9 protein-coding genes are annotated in these 11280 nt (G+C 68.3%); 3 read left to right on the top strand and 6 right to left on the bottom strand.

Features of this window, described 5'->3' with window-relative positions; translation table 11 throughout:
- Positions 1 to 453: 453 nt before the first annotated feature.
- Complete coding sequence (locus tag EJK15_RS63295; protein WP_138719924.1) at positions 454 to 1215, bottom strand: tyrosine-type recombinase/integrase; 762 nt, start codon at positions 1213 to 1215, stop codon at positions 454 to 456.
- A 42-nt stretch (positions 1216 to 1257) separates the two neighbouring features.
- On the opposite strand from EJK15_RS63295, the gene EJK15_RS76930 reads away from it, so the two are divergent.
- On the top strand, positions 1258 to 1392 hold the full coding sequence (locus EJK15_RS76930) for a hypothetical protein (RefSeq protein ID WP_276615583.1): 135 nt from the start codon (positions 1258 to 1260) through the stop codon (positions 1390 to 1392).
- A 510-nt stretch (positions 1393 to 1902) separates the two neighbouring features.
- On the opposite strand, the gene EJK15_RS63300 is transcribed toward EJK15_RS76930, so the two are convergent.
- A complete protein-coding gene (locus tag EJK15_RS63300) occupies positions 1903 to 3024 on the bottom strand; it encodes an epoxide hydrolase family protein (RefSeq protein ID WP_206062085.1) in 1122 nt (373 codons plus the stop codon).
- Between the two features lie 65 nt (positions 3025 to 3089).
- On the opposite strand from EJK15_RS63300, the gene EJK15_RS63305 reads away from it, so the two are divergent.
- On the top strand, positions 3090 to 5711 hold the full coding sequence (locus EJK15_RS63305) for an ATP-binding protein (RefSeq protein WP_138719926.1): 2622 nt from the start codon (positions 3090 to 3092) through the stop codon (positions 5709 to 5711).
- Between the two features lie 321 nt (positions 5712 to 6032).
- Here the strand turns inward: EJK15_RS63305 and EJK15_RS63310 are convergent, their stop codons facing one another.
- Together EJK15_RS63310 and EJK15_RS63315 are read right to left on the bottom strand one after the other, a co-directional pair.
- Positions 6033 to 7115: an integrase core domain-containing protein gene (locus EJK15_RS63310; protein ID WP_138719927.1), complete on the bottom strand. Its 1083-nt coding sequence runs from the start codon at positions 7113 to 7115 to the stop codon at positions 6033 to 6035.
- Positions 7116 to 7124: 9 nt separating this feature from the next.
- On the bottom strand, positions 7125 to 7445 hold the full coding sequence (locus EJK15_RS63315; RefSeq protein ID WP_206062087.1) for an alcohol dehydrogenase catalytic domain-containing protein: 321 nt from the start codon (positions 7443 to 7445) through the stop codon (positions 7125 to 7127).
- Here EJK15_RS63315 and EJK15_RS76935 point away from each other — a divergent pair.
- Positions 7444 to 7575, top strand: coding sequence for a hypothetical protein (locus EJK15_RS76935; RefSeq protein WP_276615584.1), 132 nt, complete (start codon positions 7444 to 7446; stop codon positions 7573 to 7575). The two genes, EJK15_RS63315 and EJK15_RS76935, sit on opposite strands and share 2 nt — an antisense overlap.
- Positions 7576 to 7613: 38 nt before the next feature.
- On the opposite strand, the gene EJK15_RS63325 is transcribed toward EJK15_RS76935, so the two are convergent.
- Both EJK15_RS63325 and EJK15_RS63330 read right to left on the bottom strand, forming a co-directional pair.
- The gene (locus tag EJK15_RS63325) at positions 7614 to 8291 is read right to left on the bottom strand and encodes a neutral zinc metallopeptidase (protein ID WP_138719928.1); all 678 of its coding nucleotides are present in this window, start codon (positions 8289 to 8291) and stop codon (positions 7614 to 7616) included.
- A 1528-nt stretch (positions 8292 to 9819) separates the two neighbouring features.
- Positions 9820 to 11016, bottom strand: coding sequence for a tyrosine-type recombinase/integrase (locus EJK15_RS63330; protein ID WP_240777999.1), 1197 nt, complete (start codon positions 11014 to 11016; stop codon positions 9820 to 9822).
- Positions 11017 to 11280: the final 264 nt, after the last annotated feature.

Here is an 11280-nt window from a genome sequence, read left to right on the forward strand (position 1 = left end):
TCGCAAGCGTCTGCATTCGGGACTCGGATATCAGACTCCGCAAGAAGTCGAAGACCAGTACCTGACCCGGCAGTCCGCAGCGTAGGTCAGACCACCAGACGCTGTCCGGAATCTCCGAGGCCCCTCAAACCTCATGGCCATTGACAACACCCACTCACCACGCACGAGGCCACGTTCGGGCTCAGCCCCGCCGCCGCGTTGACCGGGTCGGTGAGCCACGCCTCGCGTTCGGGTCGTCCAGCTCTGCGCCAGGCCATGTCATGGAAGGTGCACAAGCCCTTGGACGTGTTCGCCCGGGGGCAGGCGGGGATTCGGCATGGGATCGGCGCGAGGAAGTGCCCGGCTGGCGGGACGAACCGCTCGACCCGAAATTCCGGCCGCAGGACACCAAGCAATGCCGCCTCCCGCGGTCGGTGCGCAGAGGAATAACCGCAGCCAGGTGCTCTCCGGCCTTCATCGGGCGGTCCAGAATCCGGTGCGGGTCAGTTCGTCAGCCAGGTCGTCGGCGTCCAGATGGGCATAGGTGTCGGCAGTGGTCTGGACCGAGACGTGGGTGAGGAGCTCGCTGACCACTTCCAGCCGCACCCCGGCCCGCAGCAGAGCGGTGGCATGGGTGTGCCGGAAGAGATGTGGGTGGGAATCGATGCCGGTTCGGCGGCGTAGCCGCTTGACCAGGCTCATCACCGCCCAGTACCCCATCGGGGCGCCGATGGGGCCGTCCCAGAGGTTCACGAACACGTAGTCACAGCTCAGCTCACCGTACTCACCGAACAGATAGCCGGCGTAGAGGTCGAGCAAGGCCCGCCGCACTGGGATCTGCTTAGGATCGCGGCTCTTGCCGCGGGCCCGGTTGACGTTGTTCTCCCGGGGCCGCAGCGTGATCGACAACTGGTCGGTGCTGATGTCCTCATGACGCAGACCCAAGGCTTGGCCGATCCGGCAGCCCGTCTCGAACATCAAGGCCATCAGGAAGCGATCGCGGAACCGGTCGCAGGCGTCCAGGATCTGCTGGACCTCGGTGTCCGACAGCGTCTGCGGCCGGCGCTTCTTTTCCTTCAACCGGATTGGCCGTTCCTTCACCGACCGCTCGGCGATACCCGCAAGAAACCCGGCGTGATCACCAGGGCGGGCAGGCCGGTGCTGCTCCAGCTGGGCGCCCATCCCCACCCCCCGGCGAGCAAGGAACTCATAGAACATGTAGATGCTGTTCAGCATGCGGTTGGCCGTGGTCGCCTCCCGCCTGGGCCCCTCGTCGACGTGCACCGACCGCAGCTGGCCGAGCCCGCTCGGTCGGCGCAGCCACCCGGCGAACTGATCGACATGCTCGGCACCGCGGTGAGCGGATCGATATCCAGCAGCCGCAGGAAGGTCAGCCACTCCTTCAGGTCGTAGGCGCGAGCCCGCAGGGTGTTCGGTGAGTGTTCTCGGTCAGTGCACAAGGCGATGTAGTCATCCACCAGCTCGATGACCCGCCCATCATCGCCGACCAGGGTGTAGGTCTCCCGCCGCATTCCCGACCCCACGACCTGACGTACACGCATCCGATTCCCTCCCGAAACCCCCATAACGACGGAGGGGAACCGTCTCACGAACAGTCAGGCCCAGGGTGTCATTCACGAAAGTTCCCGCAGTTCAGAAGCTGTTTGGCTGACGTCGCTGACACCCAGCAAACCGGTACAGGTAACTCCCGGGCACAGCGACAATGTCAACTTCTTCGGCGTCATCAACGTGGACGTCGAGGCGGAGCTGGCCAAGCTCGACACCACCGGCTGGCGGCCGCTGCGGCCCGCGCAACTGCGCGAGCTGGGGCTGACGCCCTGACAACCATCGGCGCGGCCAGGCCGCGATCATCGCGCTCGACCGAATCCCTGCCACGGTCGAGCGCGATGATCGCTCGGTCTGCTACTCCCCGGCGTCGCCGGTGGTGGTGAGGGTGGCGTAGAAGGCCCGCACGTCCTCCACCAGCAGCCCGGGCGACTCGAGCGCCAGGTAGGCGCCGCCGCCGGCGAGCTCGGTCCACCGCACGATATTGGCATCACGCTCGGCGAAGCGGCGGATCGTGACGTCTTCCCTGGCCAGGAGCACCCCGGTGGGGACCGTCACCCGCGGCTTGGGCGCGTAGGCGCCCGGGTCGTGACCCACCTCGTAGTAGAGGTTGGCCACCGAACCGGCGGTGGCGGTGAACCACATGACGCTCACGTCGGTCAGGATCCGATCGCGTGAGAAGGCGTCCTCGGGCAGCTCGGCCGCCGAGTCGGTCCATTCCTTGAACTTCTCCACGATCCACGCGAGCTGTGCGACCGGCGAGTCGGTCAAGCCGTAGGAGATGGTCTGCGGCCGGGTGGACATGATCTGGTTGAAGCCCAGGCCGTCCTGCATGAAGGTCTGCATGATGCCCAGGCGCCGCTGTTCATCGGCGGTGAACTCGGTCTCGTCCGGAGAGGGGAAGGCGACGTAGGCGTTGACGTGCACGCCGACCAGCCGCTCCGGCACCTGGCGGGCCAGCTCCAGCCCCAGGTTGGCGCCTCCTCCGCCGCCCTGCGTGCCGTACCGCTCGTAGCCGAGTCTGGACATCAGCTCGGCGAAGGCGGCAGCCGTCCGGGGGACCGTCCAGCCCGGCGAGGTGAGGTAGCCGGAGAAGCCGACACCCGGCCAGGAGGGCACGACTAGGTGGAAGTGGCGCGACAGCGGTTCGAGGACGTCGAGGAATCCGATCACGCCGCCGGGGTTGTCGTGCAGGAGCAGCAGCGGCAGAGCGTCCTCGGAGCTGGACCGGATGTGGAGGAAGTGGATGTTCTGCCCGTCGATCTCGGTGACGAACTGCGGGTGTTTGTTGTACTCGGCCTCGGCCGCCCGCCAGTCGAAGTCGTTGAGCCAGTAGTCGGCCAGTCCCTTGAGGTAATCGAGCGGCACGCCCCGGCTCCAGCCCTGTCCCGCGATCTCGCGGGTCCATCGGGTGCGGCGGAGCCGTTCGTGCAGGTCATCGAGGTCGTTCTGGGCGATGTTCACGCTGAATGGCTTCATATCCACGAGATTAGGCAGGGCCCGGCACGGCAGCATGAGTCATCTCATAGGTAATATCCGGAGATATGCTTCGGGGGCGAACGCGCGAGTCGCACACCATTGATGAGTTGCTCAGTGACGCACGAGCCAGCCGCAGCGGCGCCCTGGTCATCCTCGGCGAGCCAGGCATCGGCAAGACGGCCCTGCTGGACCACGCCGCGGCGACCGATGATCTGCAGATCTTGCAGACGACCGGCATCGAGGCGGAGGCCGAACTGGCGTTCGCCTCGCTCCACCTGCTGTTCGGGCCAGTGCTCGACCGCCTCGACCGCATCCCCGAACGGCAGGCCGCCGCCCTGCGCGGCGCCTTCGGGCTCGGCCCGGCCGGTACGGGAGACCGATTCCTGATCGGGCTGGCCGTCCTGTCGCTGCTCGCGGAACTGGCAGAGGACGGCCCGGTGCTGTGCCTGGTGGACGACGCGCAATGGCTCGACCGCGCCTCGGCAGACGCGCTGGTCATCGCCGCCAGGCGACTAGCCGGTGAAGGGGTGGCGATGCTGCTGGCCGCCCGCACCGGGTTCACAGCGCCAGGCCTGCCGGTACTGGAACTGGCAGGCCTGGACGAAACGGCCTCGGGCGAGGTGCTCGACTCCGCCGCCCGCCCGCTGACCGCCGAGTTCCGGCAGCGGATCCTCACCGAGGCCGCCGGAAACCCGCTCGCACTCCTGGAACTGCCGAAGTCCGGTGAAAGCCAGGGGGAACTCTCGCTCACCACCCGGCTGGAGGAGGCCTTCGCCCACCAGGTGGACGGGCTGTCCACGGCCGCGCGCGTCCTGCTCCAGGTCGCCGCCGCCGACGCCACCTCGGATTCCGCGATCATGCTGGCCGCAGGGCGCGCGCTGGGCTGCGCCCCGGAACACCTGGAAGAGATCAGCGCGGCCGGTCTGATCCGTACGGCCGACGGTTCGCGGCTGGAGTTCCGTCATCCGCTGGTCCGGGCGGCTGTCTGGCAGCGGACGCCGCTGGCCCGGCGGCTGGCCGTCCATCACGCCCTCAGCCACGTCCTGGAGGGTACGGCGGACGCCGACCGCAGTGCCTGGCACCTGGCCGCCGCCACGCTGACGGCCGATGAGCAGGTCGCGGCGCGGTTGGAGGCGACCGCCGCCCGTGCCCACGCCCGCAGCGGCTACGCCGCGGCTGCCTCAGCCTACGAACGTGCCGCCGCGCTGAGCCCCTCGGCCGACGAGCGCGCCCGCAGGCTCACCCTGGCGGCCGAGGCCACCGAATTCAGCGGCCGTTTCGATCGGGCCAGAACCTTGGCGCTCGGCGCCGGGAACCCCGGCGCCGAGCTGACTTCCCGCCTGATCCGCGTGCGGGCCTGCTCCGACTACGGCGAGGGGCACCTGCAGGGCGCGCACGCGATGCTGTCGGCCGGTGTAGACCACCTGGCCGCCACAGACCCGAGTTCGGCGGCCTGGCTGCTGCTGGATGCCGCCTCCATGATCTGGCTCGACGGCGACCGTGACATGGCCCACCGCACGGCCGAGCAGCTCGACGCGCTGCGGGTGCCGCCCGACGCCGACGTCGTCGCGGTCCACCAGCTGTGCCGCTGGTTCGTCGCGCTCGCCCTCGCCCGACCCTCCGCCGGGCTGCCGCCGCTGGCCCAGGTGGTCGAGTCCGCTCGCGCCCAAGCCGGACCCGACCGCCGCGGACTGCTGCTGATCGGCGGGCTCGGCCTGGCCGACTACGACGCCCGCACCTACCAGCTCGCCCTGGCGGCCACCGCCACCATCCGCGCCGAGGGCCGCATCGGGCTGTTACCGCAGGCGCTGACCTTCCTGGCCCGCGTCGAGTACGCCCGCGGCCGCTACGCCGACGCGCGCGGCTTCGCCGAAGAGGCCGCCAGCATCGCCGCTGACACCGGGCAACCCGCCTGGTCACGTCTGGCCACCATCCTGCTGGACCAGCTCGCCGCCGTCCACGGAGACCCGCTCGACCCCGCGAGCGCCAACCCCGCCGCGCTCGCGCTCCTCGACCTCGGCCAGGGCCGCCCCGAGCAGGCCCTGCTCGGCCTGGAGGCGCTCGTGTACGGCAAAGCCCGCAACAGAACCCCCGCCATGCACCTGGTACCCGACCTGGTCGAGGCCGCCGTGCGCCGCGGTAGGAACGCCCGCGCGGCCGAGCCGTTCACCCGACTGGAGGCCTGGGCCGAGATGCTGCACCAGCGGTGGGCCGACGCGCTGGTCTCCCGCTGCCGTGCCCTGCTGTCCACCACCCCGGACGCCGACGCGCACTTCCGTGCCGCGCTCGCCGCGCACGAACGGCCCTTCGACCGCGCCCGCACCGAACTGCTGTACGGCGAATGGCTGCGCAGGGCCCGCCAAACCAGCGACGCGCAAGAGCACCTGCGGGCCGCGCTGGAGGCGTTCGAGTGGCTCGGCGCGCGCCCCTGGGCCGAGCGGGCACGCACGGAGCTGGGCGCGACCGGCTGGAGCACCCAGCGCAACACCGGTGCCGACCGCTTCGCCCAGCTCACCCCGCAGGAACGACAGATCGTTCACCTGGCCGCCCAAGGGCTGTCGAACAAGGACATCGCCGCGCATCTGTTCCTGAGCCCGAGAACCGTGGGGCAACACCTCTACAAGGCCTTCCCGAAGCTCGGCGTCACCGCACGCACCCAGCTCGCGAAGCTCACCCTCAGCGACTGACAGCCCTCCACGAGCAGACGAGCGCGGGCCGTCCGCACCCGGCCTTGGACTTCGGCTGCCCTCGGCGCACCCCACCCCTGCAAACACCTCCGTCGGCTCCGCGGGCACCGCGTCCGGGAGGAATGATCGAAACCTGTGGATCTGCCGGGAAGGGTGTACCTTCCCAGATCATCCGATGAAGGTTTCGAGATAAGGCCGACGTTGGCGCGTCGGCCGGGAAGGCACACCCGTGCCGCTTACCGTAGTGCCCGAGTTGCCCGCTGACGACAGCACTGTGCCTGCCGGAAATTCCATCCATGCAGTTCAAGCCGCATGTGAGTACTAGTGGAGGACGCCGCCGAGCCGGTCTCGTCGGCGTACATTCAGGTCGGTGATTCGCTCTGGATCCGTGATCGGATTGGGGACGGCGCGCAGTGGCGCTGCCTGGTCCAGGGCTTGATGGGCTCGGTGCTGGTTGTAGAACCGTTCGTATTCGCGCAGGGCGTGCCGCAGATGGCGTTCGTTCCATACGAGGCAGCGGTCGAGGAGTTCGTGGCGGCACGACTGCACCCACCGCTCCATGATCGAGTTCATCCGCGGCATCCGGACACCGGTGAGCACGGTCTTGATGCCGGCGTCGGCGAGGATCTCGTCCATGAGGGCTGGGAACTTCCCATCCCTGTCTCGGATCAGATAGCGCGCCCGGCAGCCCGCATCGTCCAGATCCATCACCAGATTCCTGATCGCCTGGGTGACCCAGCTCACGCTCGGGTGCGCGGTGGCGCCGAGCACACGGACACGCCTGGTGGCATGCTCGATGACCGCCAGAATGTACTGGCGTTGCCCGTTCAAGGTGACGGTCTCGATGAAATCGCAGGCCAGCAGGGCGTCGGCTTGCGAGCGCAGGAAGTCGGCCCACGTGCTGGACGCCCGCTCGGGCGCCGGATCGAAACCTTCCTGCTTGAGGATCTCCCACACCGTGGACGGTGCGACCTTGATGCCGAGCGTGGTGAGTTCTCCGTGAACCCGCCGATAGCCCCAGCCGGGGTTCTCCCGGACCAGACGCAGGATGAGGGCACGGATGGAGCGCACCGTGGGCGGGCGCCCGGGCCGCTTCGGCCGGCAGTTACGCGCGTGACGTCGTTTCATCAGATCGCGGTGCCATCGCAGGACGGTGTCCGGCTGGACGAGGAGCCGCAGTCGGCGCAGGATCTCGCGGGGCAGCGAGGTCAGCAGGGCGGCGAGAAAGGCTCGGTCCTCGGTTGCGAATCTGACCCTGGTGTCGGTGCCGAGTTGGCGCTCGAGGACGGTGATCTGGTGACGCAGGGCAAGTATCTCCACGTCCTTGTCCCGATCGCCCATAGGCAGCAACCGCAGTGCGGCGAACGTGTTCATGACGGTGAGGTAGGCCAGGCGAAGGAGCACGGCCGATCATCATGCCGCACTTGGTTCCGTCTCCTGGGTGGCCGGAGCTCGCGCCGCCACGCGAAGCCTTTCGAGACCGCTCAGTGCGGTCAGGGCATCCCACGCCATCGCGCCGGCCTGTTCGGTAGGCAGCCGGTCGGGCACGCGCGCCGCGAACTCCGCCTCAACGACGGCGTACTCGGCGTAGAAGCCGCCACGCGGCAAAGGCATCGTCGAAGCGTAGACGCGCTCGCCCACGTCGAACCGGGTGACGTTGCGTCCGACCGCGGCCTCTGTGCCCGCCGAGTCCCAGCCGAGGACGTAGGGGAAGGTCGACGGGCTCGGAGCCATGGCGCTGCCGAACGGACCCGTAACCACCTCATCCGAGGCCGAGGCCGCCTTGTTCGACCTGGTCGACGTATACGACCGCGCCTACGAGGCGGCCGCGGCCGAGCTGTCGCTCCCCCCGCGCCTCCGGTGACCAGGACGTTCTGGTCGGCCAGGCCGGGGTCGATCATGTCAGGAGACCCTGGACGAGGGGGCCGCCCAGGTGTTGCAGGCGGCCGGGTCGGCGGTGCGGAAACCGGCCTTGACCCACCGCTTGATGTTGGCGGCCTTTCCGTACTTCGCGGTGTCGCTGTAGAAGGACGACTCGACCCTCTCCCAGTCCCGTGCGGTCTTGCCCGGCAGCGGCCAGACGCTTTTCATGAAGGCCGCACCCAGGCATTCGATCTGCTGGTACTTGCGCCGCCTCTGTTCGAGGTGCTCGGCCTTGCTGCCGGCCCTGAGGTCCTCGGCTGCGTCGTAGAGCCCGGCCTGCTTCTGTACGTGGTAGCCGTACGTGACGGCGGTCGTGTTGAAGAGGTCGAGGTTGGGAAGCCCGAGGAGCCAGTACTTGCCGATCTTGAAGGACAGCGTGCGGTCCCAGTCGCAGTACCACAGCTCGGACGGCTGGATCGTCTCGCCGTCCTCGGACCCGCAGTAGTTCTTGGGCAGGCGGGTCACGTACTGCACCTTGACCGGCTCGTAGGGCAGGCCAGCCTTCTTCAGGTGCTGTCCCCACGTGTTCTCCAGACAGAGCAGGGCCTCGTTGATGTAGGTGCGGGCCTCGGCGGGCGTCATGGGCTCGGCCGGCAGGCCGTTACAGGTCGTCGTGGGCAGCGGGCCGGCCTGGTACAACGCGTTCTTGACGAGCACGGGGTTCTTCACTGGATATGCCGAGGCGTGCGCGGCCGCCGTGACGGTCAGGGGGTGATGAGCGCGCAGGCGAGTGCCGCGATCTTAGGGGGCTTCACGATGGGTGAGAATACGGCTTGCGGGGCTGGAACGCTACATCATGATCGGTTCGGCGCTGGAGCCATCGGCCCCCGCCGCCCGGCCGTCTCTCCGTTGATTTCTTCGAGTTAGGTATGGCGGGCTCGGTTCCCGCCAATCTCCCTTCCGCCAGCGCGATCATGCTGGCTTCAGGTCCTCCAGCCAACCTGGACCGAGGGCGTTGCGTGGTGTGTATGAGCTTTGGCCGTCAAGGGAGGAAAGCGTGTGTGGCATGGTCGCGTCCTCGGAGTCACTGGCTTAACACACCCCAGTACGCCGATCGTGCAGGAGAGGGGTTTGTCCCGTGCTCGCGATTCAGCCTGCCGACGACGAGGCGCATGCGATCGAGTTCGCGGAAGGCACGCGGTTCGGCTCATCGCGTGCGTGTGGACCGATGACGGTGCGCGCTTCGAGAGCGTCGCGCGACGGCTTCGCGTCAGGGGTGTGATCCAGAGCGACGCTCCGACGGCGTGGGACGCCCCGTTCTGCGGGGTCGAACACTCATAGGTACGGGCGCGGGCGCGGTTCTACGGCGTCGAAGAAATACCTCGTTCCGAAGTCTCTTGAGCGCGGAGGCTCGAAGGGCTGACACCACGGTGGTGATTCGCCTAGTCGGCGGAGCGCAAGAGCATTGCCTCTACCTCGGGACCGGCATCGGTCGTGCAGACGTACGTGTGCCTTCCGGTCGCTGGATCAACGTAGTACAGAGTCGCACGCTTGCCGCATCTTGAGCACCAGGCGTCAGGCCGGCCACCGAGTTCGGCCAGGCCGACCTTGATCTCTGGGATAACAAATGCCATGCGGGAAGCGTAGATCGGCATGGTCAAGACTTCCGTGGTGACAGCGCGTCCTGCGGAATCTATGCCCGTAGATTGTTCGACACGGGGGTGACGGGCCCGCCGGTGTCATGCCGCCGGTGGTGAGGAAGATCCGGCCGGGTCGTGAGGTGAGATCCGGGAGGACTGGGCGAGACGAATAGGGCTTTCACCATTCCCGGCTCAGGGGTGACGCCGAAGGCCCGGTTGAATGGTGCGTCGTTCGCGAAACCCCACCGGGCGCCAATGGCGTTGAGCGGGATGTGGCTGAGCCGCGGATTGGCCAGGACGCGGTGGCAACGGTCCAGCCGCCGCAGGAGCGCCTTGGCGTCCCGAACGCGGTGTTATCCCTTGCAGCGTCCGCGTGGTCCGCCCCACACGGACGGCGCAGGGTGGCAGCTGGAACAGCAATGATCGAATAGGGTGTCGGCCGTGCTCGGTGCGTGCTCGTACGCCCCGTCACGTGGCGTCAGGGCTGGGCTTCTAATCCGACGGTCGCAGGTTCGAATCCTGCAGGGCGCGCTTCTCCACCTGCGGAAACCCGCGCGGCGATCGCGGCCTGTGGAGGTGTGGGGCAAATGTGAGGCAAAGCTGAGTCACACGCTGAGCTCCCGCCTGAGTTTGGACGCCGCTCTCAGCACCAGCCCCGCCGTCTCTTGAGCAGCACGGTGGGCGACCTCGGGCAGCACCGAGACGTAGGTGTCGGCGGTCAGCACGATGCTGGCGTGCCCCAGCATGGCCTGGACGACTTTCAGGTCGGTGTGCGCGGCCAGTGCCAGCGTGGCGGCGCCATGTCGCAGGTCGTGCAGCCGGATCGGCGGTAGCCCGGAGGCGGACACCAGCCGGCGGAACCGGCCGGTGAGGTAGTCCGGCCGCAGCGGCGCACCCGTCGCGGTCGTGAACACGTACCCCGAGTCCTGCCAGCGTGTTCCCGCCGTCGCGCTCATGTGCTCCTGCCCTTTACGGTGCTGGGTCAGTACCCGTACGGTCTCCGCGTCCAAAGCCACCACTCGGCAGCTGGCGACGCTCTTCGGAGGGCCGACCACGACCTGACCGTCGGCATGCACGCGCTGCTGCGCCACCGTCAGTTCGCTGGCCTGTAGGTCGACGTCCGTCCAGCGCAGCCCGGCCAATTCACCGCGGCGCAGGCCACGTAGCGCGGCCAGCCACCAGGCGGCATACAGACGGTCTCCCGCCACTCCGGTCAGGAACGCCGCGAGCTGCTGTTCGGTCCAGACCGCCACCGCCGGACGTTCTCCCGACTGCTGCCGCCGGGCCGTCCGCCCGGCGGTCCAGACGACCGGATGCGGTCGCCGGGGGCGCGGCAGCTCGGCTCCGTTGGCGGGGTTGACCGGGATCAGCCGGGCGCGCACCGCCGCGTTCAGCGCTGTCCGCAGGGTGGCGTGGATCCGCACCACGGTGGCTGGCGACAGTCGGCGGCCGGTCGGCGAGGGACGGGACGCCAGTGCCGCGAGCAGTCCGTTGACGTCGCGAGAGGTGAGCTGGTGGAGCCGGATCCGTCCCAACTGCGGGATGAGGTAGAGGCGGATGTGTGTGGAGTACCCTTGCCGGGTCGACGGCCGCAGAGCGTCCTTGGTGGCCAGCCAGCGTGTCAGCCACTGTCCGAGCGTGCATCCGGCCCCCGCGCCATCGTGGTTAGCAGCGGCCAAGGCATGGCCTGCCGCTTGCGCTTCCTCGGGGTCGGCGTAACCACCCTGGCGGATGCGCTGCCGCTGCCCATCCAGGCCGCGTAGCTGCACCGCGAAATACCAGCTGCCGTGATCGTCGTCCACCGGCAGACGCGGACACGTCACGCCTCGCTGACGTCCCGTCGTCGCATCCACACAGCCGCATCGCCTGCTGACCTGCACACGAGTCTTTGCCATCGGTCCACCTCCACCCCCACGGTGTGCGACGACAGACGCGCCAGCTAGGGCGCGTATTTGATTGTGATCAATCTGCGGGATCTGCCCTCGTCTCGGGGCCTGATCCGGTAGATCGTTCAGCGTGACGCGAGTGCAATTGACGGATGTGGAGTGGGAGTTCATCGAGCCCTA

The organism is Nonomuraea basaltis (assembly GCF_005893125.1).
In the GTDB taxonomy this organism is placed as follows: Bacteria; Actinomycetota; Actinomycetes; order Streptosporangiales; family Streptosporangiaceae; genus Nonomuraea; species Nonomuraea basaltis.